The organism is Mobiluncus sp. (assembly GCF_034180645.1).
Lineage (GTDB): Bacteria > Actinomycetota > Actinomycetes > Actinomycetales > Actinomycetaceae > Mobiluncus.
Genome location: NZ_JAXFNY010000011.1, coordinates 50,863 through 68,882 on the forward strand (window position 1 = coordinate 50,863; position 18,020 = coordinate 68,882).

17 protein-coding genes are annotated in these 18,020 nt (G+C 56.8%); 6 read left to right on the top strand and 11 right to left on the bottom strand.

Annotated elements, in window-relative coordinates; all coding sequences use genetic code 11:
- Positions 1-7: 7 nt before the first annotated feature.
- Positions 8-1,627: a hypothetical protein gene (locus tag SPI05_RS04760; protein WP_321076610.1), complete on the bottom strand. Its 1,620-nt coding sequence runs from the start codon at positions 1,625-1,627 to the stop codon at positions 8-10.
- Between the two features lie 171 nt (positions 1,628-1,798).
- Complete coding sequence (aspA, locus tag SPI05_RS04765) at positions 1,799-3,244, bottom strand: aspartate ammonia-lyase (RefSeq protein WP_321076612.1); 1,446 nt, start codon at positions 3,242-3,244, stop codon at positions 1,799-1,801.
- 268 nt (positions 3,245-3,512) lie between these two features.
- On the opposite strand from aspA, the gene rpmB reads away from it, so the two are divergent.
- From rpmB to tpx, 4 genes are all read left to right on the top strand, one after another.
- On the top strand, positions 3,513-3,710 hold the full coding sequence (rpmB, locus tag SPI05_RS04770; protein WP_295028692.1) for a 50S ribosomal protein L28: 198 nt from the start codon (positions 3,513-3,515) through the stop codon (positions 3,708-3,710).
- A 292-nt stretch (positions 3,711-4,002) separates the two neighbouring features.
- Complete coding sequence (locus SPI05_RS04775) at positions 4,003-5,490, top strand: inorganic phosphate transporter (protein WP_321076613.1); 1,488 nt, start codon at positions 4,003-4,005, stop codon at positions 5,488-5,490.
- Positions 5,491-5,508: 18 nt separating this feature from the next.
- Positions 5,509-5,796, top strand: a complete 288-nt coding sequence (locus SPI05_RS04780) for a hypothetical protein (RefSeq protein WP_282921717.1) — start codon at positions 5,509-5,511, stop codon at positions 5,794-5,796.
- Positions 5,797-6,041: 245 nt separating this feature from the next.
- Positions 6,042-6,539 (top strand): thiol peroxidase, encoded by a 498-nt coding sequence (gene tpx, locus SPI05_RS04785; RefSeq protein WP_321076615.1) that lies wholly within the window; start codon positions 6,042-6,044, stop codon positions 6,537-6,539.
- 46 nt (positions 6,540-6,585) lie between these two features.
- On the opposite strand, the gene SPI05_RS04790 is transcribed toward tpx, so the two are convergent.
- The 5 genes from SPI05_RS04790 to SPI05_RS04810 all read right to left on the bottom strand — a co-directional run bounded on the left by SPI05_RS04790 (position 6,586) and on the right by SPI05_RS04810 (position 10,855).
- Positions 6,586-7,413, bottom strand: coding sequence for an RNA methyltransferase (locus SPI05_RS04790; RefSeq protein ID WP_321076617.1), 828 nt, complete (start codon positions 7,411-7,413; stop codon positions 6,586-6,588).
- 28 nt (positions 7,414-7,441) lie between these two features.
- On the bottom strand, positions 7,442-7,825 hold the full coding sequence (gene rplT, locus SPI05_RS04795) for a 50S ribosomal protein L20 (protein ID WP_321076618.1): 384 nt from the start codon (positions 7,823-7,825) through the stop codon (positions 7,442-7,444).
- A gap of 19 nt (positions 7,826-7,844) precedes the next feature.
- Positions 7,845-8,039 carry a 50S ribosomal protein L35 gene (gene rpmI / locus SPI05_RS04800; protein WP_004006656.1) on the bottom strand — a complete coding sequence of 65 codons (195 nt, stop codon included), beginning with the start codon at positions 8,037-8,039 and terminating at the stop codon, positions 7,845-7,847.
- Between the two features lies 1 nt (position 8,040).
- Positions 8,041-9,111, bottom strand: coding sequence for a translation initiation factor IF-3 (gene infC, locus SPI05_RS04805; RefSeq protein WP_321076624.1), 1,071 nt, complete (start codon positions 9,109-9,111; stop codon positions 8,041-8,043).
- Positions 9,112-9,487: 376 nt separating this feature from the next.
- Positions 9,488-10,855 carry a methyl-accepting chemotaxis protein gene (locus tag SPI05_RS04810; protein ID WP_321076626.1) on the bottom strand — a complete coding sequence of 456 codons (1,368 nt, stop codon included), beginning with the start codon at positions 10,853-10,855 and terminating at the stop codon, positions 9,488-9,490.
- A gap of 296 nt (positions 10,856-11,151) precedes the next feature.
- On the opposite strand from SPI05_RS04810, the gene SPI05_RS04815 reads away from it, so the two are divergent.
- Complete coding sequence (locus SPI05_RS04815; protein ID WP_321076628.1) at positions 11,152-13,854, top strand: sodium-translocating pyrophosphatase; 2,703 nt, start codon at positions 11,152-11,154, stop codon at positions 13,852-13,854.
- A gap of 2 nt (positions 13,855-13,856) precedes the next feature.
- A complete protein-coding gene (locus SPI05_RS04820) occupies positions 13,857-14,921 on the top strand; it encodes a glycosyltransferase family 1 protein (protein WP_321076630.1) in 1,065 nt (354 codons plus the stop codon).
- A 124-nt stretch (positions 14,922-15,045) separates the two neighbouring features.
- On the opposite strand, the gene SPI05_RS04825 is transcribed toward SPI05_RS04820, so the two are convergent.
- Genes SPI05_RS04825 through SPI05_RS04840 form a run of 4 tightly spaced genes read right to left on the bottom strand, consistent with a single transcriptional unit; the run spans position 15,046 to position 18,009 of the window.
- Positions 15,046-15,765 carry a glycerophosphodiester phosphodiesterase gene (locus SPI05_RS04825; RefSeq protein WP_321076632.1) on the bottom strand — a complete coding sequence of 240 codons (720 nt, stop codon included), beginning with the start codon at positions 15,763-15,765 and terminating at the stop codon, positions 15,046-15,048.
- Between the two features lie 36 nt (positions 15,766-15,801).
- A complete protein-coding gene (priA, locus tag SPI05_RS04830) occupies positions 15,802-16,536 on the bottom strand; it encodes a bifunctional 1-(5-phosphoribosyl)-5-((5-phosphoribosylamino)methylideneamino)imidazole-4-carboxamide isomerase/phosphoribosylanthranilate isomerase PriA (RefSeq protein WP_321076634.1) in 735 nt (244 codons plus the stop codon).
- Between the two features lie 37 nt (positions 16,537-16,573).
- Positions 16,574-17,227, bottom strand: a complete 654-nt coding sequence (hisH, locus tag SPI05_RS04835) for an imidazole glycerol phosphate synthase subunit HisH (protein WP_321076635.1) — start codon at positions 17,225-17,227, stop codon at positions 16,574-16,576.
- Positions 17,224-18,009 carry a hypothetical protein gene (locus SPI05_RS04840; RefSeq protein WP_321076636.1) on the bottom strand — a complete coding sequence of 262 codons (786 nt, stop codon included), beginning with the start codon at positions 18,007-18,009 and terminating at the stop codon, positions 17,224-17,226. Before SPI05_RS04840 ends, hisH begins: the two co-directional genes overlap by 4 nt.
- Between the last annotated feature and the right edge of the window lie 11 nt (positions 18,010-18,020).

Below are 18,020 nucleotides of genomic sequence, written 5' to 3' on the forward strand. Positions count from 1 at the left end.
ACAGATGTCAAAACCGAACTCCGATGCAGGTGGGGCCGGGCTGTCCTCCGTAATAGGCGACAAGTTCAATGTCCGCGTATTTCGCCAAAGCGAGCTGCAACTTCATCCGGTCCGTGCTGACATTTTCGGAACTGATGACCGCGTGGAGTTCCCGGTTCGACCCCAGGTCGTTGACAAGGTCGCGAATCTGGGTGTCCAAGTCATGATCAGACAAGGGTTCAACCCGGATGCTGGCTTTCAAATCCCGGCAAGTGGTTTCCAAATCGCGCAGCTGCTCCGAAGCTGCACCGCGAAACCGTTTCCCCTGCAAGGATTGCACCAGCCACGCTGCGCTCAACTCGTCGTCGGTATCCGCCACCATCACAGGAGCGTCCGAACAGTCGGTATCGTCCAGGGAATCGCGCATTGTCAGAGCCATTTCGCGCGCTTCAGGGGTAGTGGGAATGATGAGAGTAGCGCGGCCTTTGGGGATGGAGCGCCAGGCCCAACAAATCTGTTCGGGATTTTCCGTGCCTAAAAGGACCGTGGCTCCCGCTCTGGCGTAGGTCTCCACCAGTGCCGGCGCGGCGCTGAGGACCAGCAGCCCCGGAGTCACGAGCGGGGCCTGGCGGGCGGCAAAGTCAGACAAAACCACCACATTGTCAAAATCAGCAGTGAGTTTAGTCAGGGGATCTTCGTCGCCTTCGAGGGCTTCAGGGCGGAGGCCGAGATGCTGAATCAGCACAGCTCCATGCGGATATGGCAGGGCTGCCAGAGGCGAGGGGGTATGTACGTGCGCTACGAAACGTCCCACTCCAATTTCATCTAAAATTTTACAAACCAGCACTTCAGAGCTGGCCGCCCGCAGACTGTCCCGCAGCTTTCCAGTAGGTATATCCATGGACTCAAAATGGAAAGTGGCGGCAAATTCACCGCCCGGCACCGTGTGCCGCAGACTTTCCGCAACGATACGCGAACGATTAGCCCAATCGCGTAACATGGCTTGCACCGTGGAAACATTGGTGGCGGCATCACCTTCAGCTGTGGCAGCCAGGTCAGCCAAGGAAGCAAAAATCAGGCAGGCCCCCGCCAGGCCGGCATCTCCCACCCCGCCGTGAGCGTCAGCGGAATCAATGGTAGCTTCCTGCGCACAAACCAAAGCCGTGTCCACGACTTGTGACAAAGTCAACAGTTCCAGTTCCGAAAGCTGTTGCGAAACGGTAGAAATCAATCGGGACAACCCGAATTCCCAGGTATCTGACCCGCTGACTGCCTTAAACGCCCTGTCCATGGCATCGATGGCCATCAGTAAATCGGCCGGACGCACCACGGGCGCATCCCCCCAGGCCTCGGCACAGGCGGCAAAACTGGAAGCGAGGAAAATCCCGACTGATCCGTAGGGAAATTTCGCGACTTCCCGGCTCAGCGCGCCCATAAAGTCCGCGGGACGCAGGGAGGGACTCAGGGCTTGCGCCGCACGCGTGGCCGCCGCCCAAGAATTCCCTAGATTAGCCCCGGTGTTGAAATTCGGTACGGGGAAAGTGTTGAGGTCGTCCAGCAAATCCCGCGCCTGATTCAAGACCTCCCCCGTGCGCACGCACCATTCGCGAAGGTCTTTTGTCTCCAACTTTTGTCGCGCGGTATCCAACCTGTTTCCTCCCTGGTCACCTCCTAAGTTACCTGTTGCCACTCGGTTTTCCTGGTTGCCATTCCGGTTTGACCAGTTTTGCGTCAAGCGACAATAAACGTCGGTCCCACTGCCGCTACCCGAAACGACAGTGGGACCAACCAGACTGGGGAATTGACCCTCACCACGGATTCAACGCTGGGGCAGACCCCGTTCGTCGTCGCCCCAGACCTTGCCGGTGTAGTGGGGGCTCATGAGAGACTCCAAGCTGAGAACTTCGTCAAGCTCCGCGGGGGTCATCAAGCCTTTTTCAATGACCAGTTCCCTGACTGACTTGCCGGTCTTCGCGGCTTCTTTCCCAATCAAGTCACCATTATGGTGACCGATGATGTCGTTGAGATAGGTGACGATTCCGATGGAGTTATGCACATATGCTTCGCAGACTTCACGGTTGGCGGTGATACCGTCAATGCACCTGGTGCGCAAGGTGTCAATAGCGTTGGTCAGCAGCTCAATGGATTCAAACATGCACTGAGCCGCGGCTGGTTCCATGACGTTCAGCTGCAGCTGACCAGCGGCGACAGCGTGGGTTAGGGCGACATCGTTGCCCATGACCTTGAAACAAACCTGGTCGACGACCTCGGGAATAACCGGGTTGACTTTGGCGGGCATAATCGAGGAACCCGGTTGCATCTCGGGAAGGTTAATTTCATGAAGGCCACAGCGCGGCCCTGAGGAAAGCAGTCGCAGGTCATCACAAATTTTCGACAGCTTGGACGCCAGCCGCTTCAGCACCGCGTGAACTGCCAGGTAAGCGCCGTTATCTGAGGTGGCTTCCAGCAGGTTAGTCGCCGGAACGATATCGTATCCAGTCACTTCCGAGAGCTTTTGGCACGCAACCTTTGGATAGCCCTCCGGCGTGTTTACACCGGTGCCGATAGCAGTCGCCCCCAAGTTCATTTCCAACAGCAAATCCCCCGTAACGGACAAACGCGTCAGTTCCTCACCTATGTTTACTGAAAAACCGTTGAATTCCTGACCCAATGTCATGGGGACGGCATCCTGCAGCTGGGTGCGGCCCATCTTAAGAATGTCTTTAAATTCTTCGCCTTTGCGGGCAAAAGCATCGGACAGCTCACGTACTGCCCGCTCCACATCGTGAAGCTGGGTGTACACCGCCACGCGAAAACCCGTGGGATAGGCGTCGTTGGTGGATTGGCTCTTGTTCACGTGGTCATTAGGGTTAATGATATCGTAGCGGCCTTTTTCGTAGCCCAACAGTTCCAAAGCCAAGTTCGCCACGACTTCGTTGGTGTTCATGTTCACCGAGGTGCCCGCCCCGCCTTGGAACACATCCACGGGGAACTGATCCATGGCTCGGCCCTTCTCTAGCACTTCGTCGCAGCCGGCCACAATGGCGCGAGCGATGTCGTGGGGAAGCACGTGCAACTCTTCATTCGCTAACGCCACTGCCTTTTTGACCTGGACCATGGCTCGCACGAACTCGGGAACATCCTGGATTTTTTTACCCGATATATGGAAATTCTCGATTGCGCGCAGGGTTTGCACCCCGTAGTAAACATCCTCAGGAATTTCACGTTTCCCCAGCAGGTCCTCTTCGATACGCCCAGCCATCATCGCTCCTATCTGTTCCCCGGAAAAAGGATTTCTACACCGTTTTGCCAGAACAACGGCGTTCTAGCAGTCCCATTCTAGCCTGCGGGTTCAGCGTCGTGTTTCAGAACGAGCGGTGTCTTGGGCGCGCGTAACGAATCTGCTTTTACAGCGGGGTTTGATTTGAGTATCGGCCCAGTTTGCTTTATCATAGTGAGGTTGCTCGTTGAGAGCTGCGGGTTCAAAGCCCGTGGAAGACTTTGAAGAATTACAAGAAATCAGAGGTATGAACATGGCAGCGGTATGCGATGTATGTGGAAAAGGTCCCGGTTTCGGGATGAGCGTGTCTCACTCTCACCGACGTAACAAGCGTCGTTTCAATCCGAACATTCAGCGGGTTCGTGCCATCGTTAATGGCACCCCCCGTCATTTGAACGTCTGCACCAAGTGCATCAAGTCCAATCGAGTGGTGCGCAACACGGGTCGCTAAACCCGATTCACTTCTTGAATGCCGCGTCAGGGTTCGTCTTGGCGCGGTTTTTGTTTTTGTGTCGGTCAATACAAACGGGCTAAAAGTCATTATTGGGGAGGTTCACGGCAGTGAGCCTCCCCAAAAGTTTTAACAAAAATTCTGCCCATAATTTACACGCATTTAACACTAGTGCAATGTTCAGTTAACAGTCGAAAGGTAGAGTTCCTTTGGATTACCGGGCGAGGGCTGCCAGTTACAAACGGCGGCTTGGACTTCCGGCAGTCACTCTCACAATCCTAAGGATGCTGCTTTGGAAATAACTGCCACTATCGTGCTCGCAATCGTCATCATTACGGCACTGTCTTTCGACTTCACTAATGGCTTCCACGATACCGCCAATGCCATGGCCACTTCTATCTCGACCGGTGCCCTCAAGCCCTTTCAAGCGGTAGCGATTTCTGCCGGTTTGAACATGGTCGGGGCGTTCCTCTCCGTGAACGTCGCCGCCACAGTCGCCAGCGGCATTGTCGATTTAAGTTCTTATGACCTCACCAACCAGGCCGAGGGCATCAACCTGTTGATGGTGGTGCTTTCAGCCCTGATAGGAGCCATTATCTGGAACCTATTTACGTGGCTACTGGGGTTGCCTTCCAGTTCCTCCCACGCCCTGTTCGGCGGCATGATTGGCGCGGCGTTCGCGGCGATGGGTGCCGGGGGCGTGGAATGGGGTTCTATCCTGGGCAAGATTGTGATTCCTGCCGTGGTCTCTCCCCTCATCGCGGCCGGCGTGTCCGCCACGGCTACTGCCCTGGTCTACTGGATTACGAACACGATTCCGAAAGAGCGGAAAGCCTCCCACTTCCGTCACGGCCAAGTCATCACCGCTTGCCTGGTGTCACTGGCTCACGGCGCGGGCGATGCCCAAAAGACGATGGGCGTGATTTTCCTGGCCCTCATCGCGACCGGTAACGCAACTGCGGAGGATCGGATCCCCGTCCTGGTCATCCTGGCTTGCGCGGTAGCAATTGCGGCAGGAACGCTCTCCGGTGGCTGGCGGGTTATCCGCACTTTGGGTAAAGGTCTGGTCGACCTGGAGCCTCCCCAGGGAATGGCTGCAGAAGCGACCTCCGCGGCTATCATTCTAACCTCGGCTGCTGGGGGGATGGCTTTGTCCACTACCCACGTGACCACCGGTGCTATCTTGGGCACCGGGTTGGGCAAGAAAGGTGCTACCGTGCGCTGGGGAGTCGCCATGCGGATGGCGTCCGCTTGGGTCATCACCCTACCCTGCGCGGGTGTGGTCGGCTACGCAACCTGGTGGATTGCCGCTCTGGCGGGTCGGGCGCACCCCATAGTCGGGGCGCTGCTTGACCTGACCATCCTGCTGGTGATGGTGGTCCTCATCGTGCTGCGTTCGCGCAAGAATTCTGTGGGGGCTCACAACGTGAACGAAGAGTGGGATCCGAACGCCGAGTCGATTGATTCTTCGCTACAAACCGCGCCGACCCGCGAGGTCGACGCGAACCTGCGTGAGGACATCGACGAAATCATGCAAAAGGGCTTGGATAAAGCCGCCGAAGCCGCCCTGGTGACATCACAGTCGCGAGCTGACCAGATAACCGAGCTGAGACGCCAGCGTGATGACCTGATTGAGCAGCTGCGCAAACTCGATCGTGAACTCGAAGAAGTGCTCTTTTCAGACGAGCATCTGAAAAGCGAACGTAACGTTCCCGTCACGGCCAGCGCCAGCGAAGGTAAAACAGTTTCCGCCGCCGCTTTGGAATCGCCGGATAAGTAACCTCGGAAAGGATGAAAAATGACTGTCGAAATGGCTTGGGCAATCGTTCGAGTGGCCGCTTTGGCCCTCATTTTTGGAGCCGGGATTCCCATGCTCTATGCCCTAGGGATGCGCGCTCATGCCGGGGATCCCATTCGTGATGAAACCGGTGAAGTTATCGCTGACACTGAGCCAACGCCGCAGATGCGAGCGCTAGGCTGGGCGGTCTACGGTTCTCTGGCGGTCATTATCGTGGCCGCTATTGTCTGGGTGGCAAAAGACTCCATAGAGTTCTACACTGGATGGGCACCCTTTGGGGCGATATAAATACTTTCTGAAAAATTCGACACTGGTTGCCTCGGTTTCCGGCCGGGGCAACTAACTTTTTAGACTCCAGCCCCCGAATTAGGGGTCTTTTCTGGGCGTATCGGGAGCGGGGCGTTAGAAATCGGGGATTAAACAGGGGTAGATGGCTATATAGGCCAGCAACCCCTGTTTAAACGCAAATGTCGATCGCTTAGTCTCACTACGGTTTCGACCTGACCGGGAAAAAACACTGTTAGGATAAAAGTATGGCTACAACTCATTTGCAAGGTAATCCCGTAAATACTGTTGGTTCGCTGCCCGCGGTGGGGTCTCCCGCCCCGGACTTCGTGACTGTCAAACAGGACCTGTCTGAAGCGAAGCTGTCTGATTTCCGCGGCAAGACAGTGCTCCTCAACATTTTCCCCTCGATTGATACGGGGGTTTGTGCAGCCTCAGTACGGCGCTTCAACGCCGAAGCCGCCAAGCTCGACGAGGTGGAAGTCGTCTGTGTTTCGCGCGACCTGCCTTTTGCCCTGGGGCGTTTTTGCGCCGCGGAAGGTATCGACCACGTCACCACGACTTCGGCGTTCCGTTCCAACTTCGGCCAGGACTACGGTGTCCAGCTAGCAGACTCCCCTATGGCCGGATTGTTCGCTCGTTCTATCGTGATTATTGATCCGAACGGCGTGGTGAAATACACCCAGCTGGTCGATGAAATCACCACGGATCCTGACTTTGAATCGGCTCTGAAAGCACTGGGCTAGACCTCCGTTTTTGTTGCGGTTCAGCGGCGACCGGCAAAACCACCGGTCACAGCCGCTGTGCTGCTGCGCTCAGCCACAGGCACAAGGTCGCCGCGGACGTCACATTTAGGGACTCGGCACGCCCAAACATGGGAATGGACACCAGCACATCGCACCAGGATTCCTCGGTTGCGTCCAGCCCGTGCGCTTCGTTGCCCATGACCCAAGCGACTTTCTTGTCGCTCCAGGTCGCGGCCGTAACCGGGGTCAGCATGACGTCGCCGGATAGGGACGTGCCCACAATGGTCCACCCTTCGGCTCGCAGAGCCACCACTACGGCCTCTAAATCCTGAAAGCGGGGGGTGGGAACATGAAACACACTGCCCACCGAAGCGCGAATGACTTTCGGACTGGTTGCGTCGGCACAGTTTTGCCCCATAAACACCGTCGATGCCCCACAAGCGTCAGCCAGTCGAATCAGTGTCCCCGCGTTGCCCGGGTCTTGAGTGGCGGGCAAAATCAAAGCCAGCGTCCCCTCTGGTGAGGCCGACACAGACGGAAAAGCCTCGAAACGAGCCACCGCAATCCACCCTTGTGCAGCATCACTCAAAGCCTTCTCGACCTGGGGGGAAATCACATGAACGTGCAGCCCCCCTGCAGATGCGGTTGACTGCGCGAGATTCAGCAGCTCCGGGCGAGTCTCGGCGCCCGCCTCGGTCACAAATAAATCTGTCACCGCCCCCTGAGGGGCACTATGCAGCAGCTCAGTGACCGCTTGGGGACCTTCCACCCGCGTTAAACCCGAACGCAAACGCGCGGAACGCCGCGAAAGCCCCGCCACCTTCCGGATGCGCTCGCTTCCGGGGTTGTCGAGGATTTCGCGACGTTCCACCATAGAGTTTTCGATTGATAAACGCCGGGCTTTAGGCAGCCGCGGGAGCGTTTACGTCTTTGGGCAGAGCGGCCTGCGCAGCTTTAACCAATTCGTTGAAAGCCGCAATGTCGCTAACTGCCAGTTCGGACAGCATCCGCCGATCGACTTCAATGCCAGCCAAACGCAGACCCTGCATGAAGCGATTGTAGGTCATGCCCTGGGCGCGGCAAGCCGCATTGATACGAGTAATCCACAGCCGACGGAAGTCGCCCTTGCGCGCCTTGCGGTCGCGGTAGTTATACACAAAACTGTGGGTGACCTGTTCCTTAGCTTTGCGGTACAGGCGAGAACGCTGGCCGCGGTAGCCCTCGGCCCGTTCCAGAGTGGTGCGGCGTTTCTTGTGAGCGTTTACTGCGCGCTTGACACGTGCCATGATTTATCTCCTTTTTCCTTTACTTACCCAACAGCTTCTTCATGCGTTTCACGTCAGCGGGAGCCACGACCTGGTCCTGGCTGAGGCGACGAGTCCGCCGAGACGACTTGTGTTCCAGCAAGTGGCGTTTGTTAGTCTGTTCGCGCATCAGCTTTCCGGAGCCTGTAACACGAATCCGCTTTTTAGTCCCAGAATGGGTTTTATTCTTTGGCATATTATTTCTCCTCTTTCTTAAGCGGGGCCTTCTTGGTGGCCGGTTTATCGGTTTTGCCCGCGGTTGTCTTGGGGGCAGCTTTCTTGGTGGTGCCAGTCGTTCTCCGGGCAGGAGCCTTGGCACTGGTGGCAGCAGGTTTATCGGCCGCCGCAGCGGTTTTCGCAGCCGTTTTCCGAGCCGGCGCTTTCCGAGTGTCCGGTTTTGCGTCATCCGGGCTTTGGTCTGTATCAGCCGCAGGGTTCGCCGCTGGTGCCGAGGTTTCCGACGTGGTAGAGCTGGCCGTTTTCTTTCGTGCTGGCGATTTGGCAGCCGGCTTCGCGGCGGGAGGCTCAGGAGCCTGGGAAGCCACGGCGGCCAGGTTGCCCGAACCGAGCTGATCGAAAGTAATCGGCTTCAAAACCGGGGCGTTCGCTTGTTGAGCCACGCGTTGCTGGTTACGCAAAGCCCGTTCCGCCTTGGCGTCACGCTTCGCTTGACGTTCGTCTTCGCGGCGCTTGCGCTGTTGGCTCACGGCATCAGTCTTTTTCTTAACCGGGCCGATTACCATAGTCATGGAACGACCATCCTGCCGGGGGGCGGACTCAACAACACCATCATCTGCGATGTCTTCAGCCAAACGCTCCAAAAGTTTGATGCCCATTTCAGGGCGACTCTGTTCCCGTCCCCGGAACTTAATCATGATTTTAACTTTGTCTCCGCCATCGAGGAAACGCAGAATATGGCCTTTTTTAACCTCGTAGTCGTGGTCGTCAATCTTCAGTCCCAGGCGGATTTCTTTCAGCTGCGTACTGGCCTGATTCCGGCGTTGATCGCGAGCCTTTTGCGCGGCTTCGTACTTGTATTTGCCGTAATCCATCAGTTTGCACACCGGAGGATGCGCTTCGGGGGCGACTTCCACCAGGTCCAGACCGGCGTCATCGGCCAAGGTGATAGCCTTCATGGTGGCCACCACTCCGATTTGTTCGCCGTTAGCACCAATCAGGCGCACTTCTGGCACCCGAATTTGGTCATTAATCCTTACGTCAGTAATGAGGACTCCTTGCTTGTAACTACGCCGCGAGCCAAAGCACACACAAAGTTACCCCACGTCTGTGGTATAAAAAGCACAGCCGAGCGCTTTAGACCGTAACCCAAGACATGCGTCTCCGAAGGAAAACTGCACCGGGTGGAGGTGGGAAAAACTTTCCGCTTGCTTCGGCATACAGCCGAACAGACTAGATTCTAGCGTATCTGCGAGGTTTTCGCACAATTGGCTTTGCACGCCTAGACAGGATTCACTCCACTGCAAGAGAACTCCCGATTCGAATTTTGCCAGATTCAAGCCAGGGGGACGCCGCCGCAGCAACGTCCCCCCGTATAGCAAAAGACCGAAAGGCTGTGCTAAACCTGGAATCCACTCATGTGGCATTCGAGTTCATCTGCGAAGGCTCGCAGTTCCGAAGTCGCCTCTAAAAGGTGCTCCACCGATTCTGAAATTCCTTGTCCTCCCTGAGCCACCGAGGTATGCTGTTGATTTCGTTCGCAATCGAAGCCGCGTCTGCAGTAGAACGGCTCATTTCATTCGTAGTAGCGGTTTGTTCTTCCACCGCGGAGGCAATAGTAGTTTGGAAATCAGAGATTTGAGAGACAATTTCAGATATTTCTTCGATAGCTTCCACTGCGCCGGTAGTATCGGTTTGAATTTGCTCAATACGGCTAGAAATTTCCTCCGTGGCCCTGCCGGTCTCGGCAGCGAGGTCCTTCACTTCACCGGCCACAACCGCGAAACCTTTCCCCGCATCGCCAGCGCGGGCTGCCTCAATCGTGGCGTTCAAAGCCAACAGGTTGGTCTGCTCTGCAATCTTAGTAATGGTTTTTACGACTTCCCCGATTTCCTGTGAAGATTCCCCCAGTTTTGCTACGACCTTGTTCGTATGCTCGGCAACCTGTGTGGCATTGCGAGCAACCGAAGCCGCCTCTGTAGCGTTGGAAGAGATTTCGCGGATAGACGCACCCATCTGTTCCGAACCGGCTGCAATGGTGGACACATTAGAAAAGACATGTTCTGAGCTGCTATCGACTTTCGCAATCAGACTATTGGCCTGGGAGGCGCTGCTCGCGACCTCGTCCAAAGTGTTGGTAACGCGCTGTGAGGGCTCTTTGACCTTGGCAGAAACATTGTAAGTTTCGACAATCAGTCCACGTAGGCTTTCGGTGGCCAGGTTCATATTACGAGCCATGTCGCCAGCCTCATCGTTGCTCTTGATGTCCATGTGGACGGTCAGGTTACCGCCAGCTAAAGCCTCTAGACCGTAAACCCAAAACTCCGTGGCGTAGTTCGGGCCGTCCTGGACAGCATAGGCCATAGGACCCAGATGATTAGCCCGCAGAGTCTTCCACCCTTGATAAGTTTCAACGAATTTCGGGAAGGTGGGAAGGTACTTTGATTCCGGGGATTCACTGATTGCCTGGATGGATTCTTCGATAATGGCATCGTGTTTATCGACTCGTTCCTTATCGCCATCCTTATCTTTAGTCGTCAGTTCCAGCGCTACCCAGTCACTCATCATGCGTACATAAACTTCAGCATGCCAAATTTTTTGAATAGGTTCCTTAAGCGCCGAGGCTTCCATAGTCTCGGCGGTGGCGGCATTGACGGAGCGCAAACCAATCACCCCGACCACAGCAATCAGCGCCATGGCCAGCACCATTACCAGGGTAATCAAAGCCAGCTTCATGGCGATAGCAAAACGTTTCGCCGAGCGAGAGATATTCTTTGCCGTTGTTCCTCCTTGATAAATAGACTTTTTGCCGTCATACGGCGAGAACCTAAACATTCTTTAGCCATATTTCCAAGAAATGTACAGTAGTACGGTTTGTTTTGTATGGAGTTCAGCCATATATTTTTGTTTATTAAACTCTCAAAATTTTGATTATTCTGAATACGTATGCCATCAGCCATTACGCCCCCGACATTAAGTAATAACAATTGGTTGTTAAGGACAATTATGGGACCGCCAGAGCCGGCTTTGTCAGACGTAACCCAAGCTGACCCCTTAGAATCCCCCAAAATACTGAAAATCCCGCCTAAAATTACGGGTGAGGTAGAGACTTATGGAAGCGAGGCTAACCAATGATTCCTAACATAAAGGTCCTGGCTGCAAGCCTGGCGGGGGCACTCCCGCAAACTAGCGCGAGACAAGGCGACGGACCTGGCGGCGGGGAGGCAAACCTGATTCTTCCCGACTTGTCCCTCGCCAACATACACGGCATCCCCGGAACCAGCCTGCTGATTTTCGGCATGGTGGTGTGCATCGCCGGTCTAGTGTTTGGAACAGTGACGTTCTTTAAACTCCGCAGCCTGCCGGTACATAAATCCATGTTGGACGTTGCCGAACTCATTTACTCCACCTGCAAAGCCTACTTGGTGAAACAAGGTAAGTTCCTGCTGTTGCTGTGGGCTTTCATCACGGTCATTATCCTCGTCTATTACAAGGTGTTAGTGGGCTTTAGCTGGGGCAAAGTCGGGATTGTGGTGCTATTCAGCTTGCTGGGGATGGGCGGTTCGTTTGCCGTAGCCTGGTTCGGTATTCGGGTCAACACCTTCGCTAACGCCCGGGCGGCTTTTGCCTCGCTGCGCGGCAAGCCCTACCCCGTTCACCAGATTCCCCTGCAGGCCGGGATGTCCATCGGAACCGTGCTGATTTCCCTCGAACTGTTCATGATGCTGGTTATTCTGGTGTTCCTGCCCGCTGACGTGGCAGGTTCGTGCTTCATCGGTTTTGCTATCGGGGAGTCACTAGGGGCGTCCGCCCTGCGTATCGCGGGGGGTATCTTTACCAAGATTGCCGATATCGGTGCGGACCTCATGAAAATCGTGTTCAAAATTGACGAGGACGACCCGCGTAACCCCGGGGTCATCGCCGACTGCACCGGGGACAATGCTGGAGACTCGGTGGGCCCTTCCGCTGACGGCTTTGAAACCTACGGCGTCACCGGCGTGGCTCTGGTGACTTACGTCATTCTGGCAGTTCCAGACCCCTCCATTCAGGCGCTGCTGCTGGTGTGGATCTTTACGGTACGCGCGGCGATGATTATCGGTGCGGCACTGGCCTACGCCATCAACGCCCTGTGGGTCAAGGGGCGTTACAGGGACGCGAAACGCATGAACTTTGAAACCCCGCTGACAACGTTGGTCTGGTTGACTTCGATTCTGTGCATCGTATTGATTTTCCTGGTGACTTTCTTTGTGGTGGGCGAACAAGGCAACCACCTGTGGCTGAAACTGGCAACCATCGTGACCTGCGGTACTCTCGCGGGAGCCCTGATTCCCGAACTGGTGAAAGTATTTACCTCCACCAAAGCGCGTTTCGTGCGGGAAACCGTGAAATCCTCTCGTGAGGGTGGTGCTTCGCTGAATATTTTGTCCGGGATGGTTTCCGGCAATATGTCCGGATACTGGCTGGGAATCACCATTGTGGGTCTGATGGGAATCGCTTTCCTGATTTCCCTGCTGATACCGGAATCCCTGATGGCAGCTCCGGCAGTATTCGCGTTTGGCCTGGTAGCTTTTGGTTTCCTGGGGATGGGTCCGGTGACCATCGCCGTTGATTCCTACGGTCCGGTCACCGACAACGCTCAATCCGTCTATGAACTGTCGCGTATCGAATCGGTAGAAAACATCGAAGCCGAGTTGATGGCTGACTTCACCATTAAACCCGCTTGGGACACCGCGAAACTCATGCTGGAGGAAAACGACGGGGCCGGTAACACGTTTAAAGCCACGGCAAAGCCTGTGCTGATTGGTACCGCCGTGGTAGGCGCCACCACCATGATTTTCTCTATCATCATGACGCTCACAGATCGTCTGCAAGATGCACAAGCCGTGGGGAATCTTTCACTGCTTCACGCCCCGTTCCTGCTGGGGTTGATTACCGGAGGCGCCGTCATTTACTGGTTCTCTGGGGCCTCTATCCAGGCGGTAACGACCGGGGCAAACCGAGCTGTGGCGTTTATCAAAGAGAATATTCACCTCGATGCCAGCAACGAACGCGCCTCCGAAAAGGACAGCCGCGCGGTCGTCGAGATTTGCACACAATACGCCCAGCAGGGCATGTTGCTTATCTTCCTGGCGGTGTTCTTTGCCACGCTGTCTTTCGCGTTTGTCGAGCCGTTCTTTTTCATCGGCTACCTGATTTCTATCGCTATTTTTGGCCTCTACCAAGCTATATTCATGGCTAACGCCGGCGGGGCTTGGGACAATGCAAAGAAAGTCGTGGAAGTTGATTTGCACATGAAAGGCACCGAACTGCACGATGCGACCATCGTCGGGGATACGGTCGGCGATCCGTTCAAGGACACGTCCTCGGTAGCTTTGAACCCGATTATCAAATTCACCACCCTGTTTGGCCTGCTGGCTGTGGAATTGGCGGTGAGCTTGACGAACCAGGGTCAGGCACGCCTGGTGCATATCCTGGCCGGGGTCTTTTTCGTGGCTTCAGCCTACTTCGTGTGGTGCAGTTTCTATCAGATGCGTATCCGCGGCGCCTCTCGTGACTCCATGCACGATCACGAACCTCCGGTCGACACCGCTTTGAACGGAATCCCCAGCGTGAAAGACCGGGTCACCCGGCCGGCCATGATGATTATGCCCCGTCCCGGCGGTATCGAAGCCCCCATTGACGCGGCCGCGCTGGACGAGATTCTCGACTCTTCACCGACGGAGGCCGGCACCGACCTTTTGAACGAAGTTCCCGACCTGGAACTCACGGAAGAACCATCGCAAAGCAATCCCCCGCAGCCACCCGACCAGGCTGCGGAACGGAAAGGGGAATAACCATGAAACTGGCAATCAAATGGGAAAATGCCCAAGTTGACGAAGCCGGGCGAGTGTCCGGACACTCTGCCGGAGACACCCTGGTGCGACGGATCTTACGGAACTTCCCCGATTCCATCCTCATCGGCGGCTCCGCCCGCCGCGCCGAAAACTTCAGCGTGGCTCCGATTGAGATGCTCGACCCGACTGACACGGCCGTCATCAACATGGACGTCATTGACTCGCCGCGACTGTGGCAAAAAATGCACAACGCGGGGGCGGAAAAACCGCACATCATGAACTTTATGTGGTGGTCTCCACGCGAAATGACTACGATAGAGGGCATTGCCTCGATGGCCCTGTCTTGCGCCCTGTTCCCCACTTTTGCGAACTCGGAACGTACCGCCATGGAAGTCCGGGAGATTGCCGAGAAATGGACCGTGAAACCGCTGCATGAACAGATGCAGCTGGGGTGGGTAAACCTGGGCTTCCGCCTGGCTCACGTCCTACCGCGGGTTGAGACAGAGGTCCCCGTCGTGCTCTACCCCTCGATTTACCTTTCAGCAAAGAAGCGCCCGGATATTTTCTTGGACGTGGTCAACTGGGTACACCGCCAGATTCCGCTGCGGGTCGAGATGCGTTTGCACGAAACCCACCTGGTCAGCGAAGCCGCCATGAAGTTTTCCCATCGCGACTGGATTTGGGTGGGACCTTTGACCGCCACACGTCAGTCCTATTGGGAGGCTCTGGCGCATACGACCGCTTTCCTGGCGACCACCGAGGAAGAATCCTACGGCATCGAGTACGTAGAAGCCTTGGGCGCGGGAGTCATCGGCGTCTTTCCTGACCTCGAATGGGCACACGCCCTGGTGCCGGCAGACTACCCGTTCTTTTATAAGTCAGTGGAAGAAGCCAAGAACATGCTGTGGCAGGTCTTGGTTAAACCCGCGGAGGCTCGAAAGAAAATGGACGCGTCAGCCGGCGGTTCGATTCAACAGTGGATTGGCGAACACCACTCGGACGATGTCTTTGACGAAGCCCTGATTCAACACGTTGTGGACTGGCTGGGGGATATTCCCCACGCCTAGGGTCTTTCACGAGGGTGGTGGCGGCTGGTAGCACTAGCGTCCCGTGTCGGGCTCACAAGCGTTACCGCCGACCTTTCCGATACCGTCACAGTTCCAGGGGCGGGGTGGATAGCAAGGGCGGGCGTCAGCGCACGGGGAGGAGTTGCACGTAAGTGGCGCGTGGGGGGATTTCTGGCGAACGCAACAGGGATCTGTAAAAGCGTTTGACGGCCAGTTTCGCGGCTTCGAGGTCGCCTGAGGTGCGGACTGTGACGACAAGTCCCCCCGCCGGGCCGGCTTCGATGGTCTCGATTTCGGTGCCCGTATGGGCTGAAAGTGAGTTGAGCAGTGCCGCGAGTTCGGCATCATGCCAAGCCGGAAGCCAATCGTCGCCGCTGGCCAGGGCGTTCAAAGCGGGCGGACCCAGCATGATGTTCGGCGCATAGGCGTGAATCCACTCCGGGTCACGCGCCAGCGGCTTGGCCTGAGTAGCGCTACCCAGTACCACCGGGGCATCCAGCCACAAAAATCCTTCGGTAGCCAAGGCCGCCAAGGCGATTCGCGCGGGATTAACCAGCAGCGGCCGGTCTTCCGGATTCCTCAGCTCCGCGAAGCGCGTTGCGCTGGAATACGCCGGCAAGGCCGACCCGTAGGGGGAATATACGCCCGCAAAGGTAGTTGACTCACAGCTTCCCGAGACCGCCACGGGCGCCTCCACGATGAGGCGTTCGCTTTGCAGCGCTGAAAACAGTTCAGTCTGCGCCGCCCCCACGTCCTTGGCCGCAGCCAGTTCCAGGGCGCGCCGGGTCCCGGGCAGTAAATCGCCACGATCAGACGCGTAGGGATTGTTTGCCAAATGTTTCATGAATGTTGCCGCGCTTTCAAACAGAACCCCGCAGTTTCACACCGCCAGACTCGCCAAGGCTTCGGCTACCGTGAAGCGTCGCTCATAGATGGCTTTGCCGACAATAACACCCTCCAGGTTCGGGTGAACCCCCGCCAAGTCCCGCAGGGCGTGCAGATCGCGCAGGGCAGACACACCCCCGCTCGCCACAACTTTTGCCGAACTGGATTGACACACGTGAGCCAGCAACTCCAGGTTCGGCCCAGTCAAGGTGCCATCTTTCGACACATCCGTCACCACGTAGCGGACACACCCCAAGGCATCCAAATCACGCAAAATATCCACCAACAGCGGCCCTTCACTGACCCAGCCGCGCCCATAAACCCGCTCGCCGCGCACGTCCAAACCGATTGCGATACGCTGCCCAAACCGCTCAATGGCCGTGGCGCACCACTGGGGATTTTCGATTGCGGCAGTACCCAGGTTTACCCGCGCCGCCCCGGCATCAAGCATGCGGCACAGCGAGTCATCATCACGCAATCCCCCACTGACCTCAACATTCAAGCCCGGATAGGCTTTCACTAGCGACTCCACTAGGTCGGCATTGGAGCCCCGCCCGAAAGCGGCGTCCAGGTCGACCAGGTGCAGCCAGCGCGCCCCGGCGGCCAGGAACTCCGCGGCAACTTGTACAGGCTCACCATAGACTTTTTCGGTTCCGGCTTTACCTTCGGTCAGCCGAGTTGCCTTTCCGTCAACCAGGTCAATTGCTGGTAACAGCACCATTTGTGTCATTGAGAGTCCTTTCCGGGGTCTTAGCGACCCGCCAACTTTAGAGCATCTCTAACCAGTTTGAGAACACGCGAGCCCCGGCTGGTCCGGACTTTTCCGGATGAAATTGAGTGGCGCACAAGGCTCGGTTTTCCACGGCCGCTACAAAGTCGGCTCCGTAATGTGCCCAAGACACGAGCGGGGGGCGGAGCAGCCGCCGTGATTCCTCATCCATTCCCAAGGCCTCAGCGGGGTCGCTGAGGCAAGCGTAAGAGTGTACGAAATAGAATCTCTGTCCGTCGAGCCCCGCCAACAGCTGCGACTGGGCCGGGACATGCACTTTTGACCAGCCCATATGGGGTAAACGCGCCGCTGGCAGCGCCGTCACCATTCCGGGCCATTGATCCAGCCCGGCGGTGACTTCCCCGTTTTCGTCTCCGGAAGTAAACATGACCTGCAAACCGACGCAAATGCCCAGCACTGGGCGGCCTCCGGCGAGTCGGCGTTCAATCATCTGGGGTGCCCGCGAGGCTTGCAGGGAACGCATTACCGCCGCGAAGGCTCCCACTCCGGGAACGACCAAACCGTCTGCTTGGGCAACTTCCGCCGCGTCAGCCGAGAGCGACACCCGGGCTCCTGCCCGCTCGAGGGCGTGCGCAACGGAAAGCACATTGCCGTACCCGTGATCCAGAACGACAACTTTGGGACCGGTCATGAGGCGTCCCCCCGTCCTTCTGAATCCATGCCCCAGGCCTCGTCGTCACCGGAATCTGCCTGACCCCGTTGGCGCCGGCGTTCCTCGCGGGAATCTTTGATGCCTTTACCCAGCATTCGCAGCGCTTTCCAGCGGGGCATATCGACGGTATCAACCGCCCCGTCCACATCCGCCGGATTAACCCGCCCCAACACTAGGTCCTCAATCACGATAGGCATCTGTGCGATGACCAGTCCGGCCGGCAAATCCACCTCAAAAGCCTGATTGGCCCAGCGTCCCGCCAGGACTTGACCGGTCACTCCGGGTTCCTGTTCGGTGCCGGGAGCCAGCAGGGCAGAAAACACCACCACCGGCATTCGAATAATCTCAGTAAGCGTAGACGCCACCGTATCCAAGTCCGAGTCCAGCTCATTGAGGCTTTCAACCAGCAGTGCCATTCCCCACTGTTCTTCGGTCAGCTCCAGGTTTTGTACCACCAGCGCCCCGGCTTCCGTAGGCACCACCACGGCTGAAATATCACTCAACGCACACAGCGCCCCCAAGGCTTCTGCCGAAGCCACCGGGGTCAGGAAACACGCGGTGGCTCGCCGGTTCATCAGCGGAGGCTCCGACTCTTCGGGCAAATCTAGCGTTTCGTCCGAGCCTGACACCGGGGATTCGGGTTCAAAGTCAACATCTCCCAGTTTGGCGATGAGATTGGCAAACTCGGCATCGTAGGCTTGCTGATCGCCAGGTTTGTCCCCTCTGTCCTCGGGATTTCGGGGTTCTTGCGGTTCACTCATCACTAGCCTTT

What these genes read in the sequence shown, in the direction of transcription:
- SPI05_RS04840 (WP_321076636.1), bottom strand. Translation starts at nt 18,009, where the DNA reads ATGAGTGAACCGCAAGAACCCCGAAATCCCGAGGACAGAGGGGACAAA.
- SPI05_RS04820 (WP_321076630.1), top strand. Translation starts at nt 13,857, where the DNA reads ATGAAACTGGCAATCAAATGGGAAAATGCCCAAGTTGACGAAGCCGGG.
- aspA (WP_321076612.1), bottom strand. Translation starts at nt 3,244, where the DNA reads ATGATGGCTGGGCGTATCGAAGAGGACCTGCTGGGGAAACGTGAAATT.
- rpmI (WP_004006656.1), bottom strand. Translation starts at nt 8,039, where the DNA reads ATGCCAAAGAATAAAACCCATTCTGGGACTAAAAAGCGGATTCGTGTT.
- priA (WP_321076634.1), bottom strand. Translation starts at nt 16,536, where the DNA reads ATGACACAAATGGTGCTGTTACCAGCAATTGACCTGGTTGACGGAAAG.
- rplT (WP_321076618.1), bottom strand. Translation starts at nt 7,825, where the DNA reads ATGGCACGTGTCAAGCGCGCAGTAAACGCTCACAAGAAACGCCGCACC.
- SPI05_RS04790 (WP_321076617.1), bottom strand. Translation starts at nt 7,413, where the DNA reads ATGGTGGAACGTCGCGAAATCCTCGACAACCCCGGAAGCGAGCGCATC.
- SPI05_RS04810 (WP_321076626.1), bottom strand. Translation starts at nt 10,855, where the DNA reads ATGTTTAGGTTCTCGCCGTATGACGGCAAAAAGTCTATTTATCAAGGA.
- hisH (WP_321076635.1), bottom strand. Translation starts at nt 17,227, where the DNA reads ATGACCGGTCCCAAAGTTGTCGTTCTGGATCACGGGTACGGCAATGTG.
- SPI05_RS04825 (WP_321076632.1), bottom strand. Translation starts at nt 15,765, where the DNA reads ATGAAACATTTGGCAAACAATCCCTACGCGTCTGATCGTGGCGATTTA.
- SPI05_RS04780 (WP_282921717.1), top strand. Translation starts at nt 5,509, where the DNA reads ATGACTGTCGAAATGGCTTGGGCAATCGTTCGAGTGGCCGCTTTGGCC.
- rpmB (WP_295028692.1), top strand. Translation starts at nt 3,513, where the DNA reads ATGGCAGCGGTATGCGATGTATGTGGAAAAGGTCCCGGTTTCGGGATG.
- tpx (WP_321076615.1), top strand. Translation starts at nt 6,042, where the DNA reads ATGGCTACAACTCATTTGCAAGGTAATCCCGTAAATACTGTTGGTTCG.
- SPI05_RS04815 (WP_321076628.1), top strand. Translation starts at nt 11,152, where the DNA reads ATGATTCCTAACATAAAGGTCCTGGCTGCAAGCCTGGCGGGGGCACTC.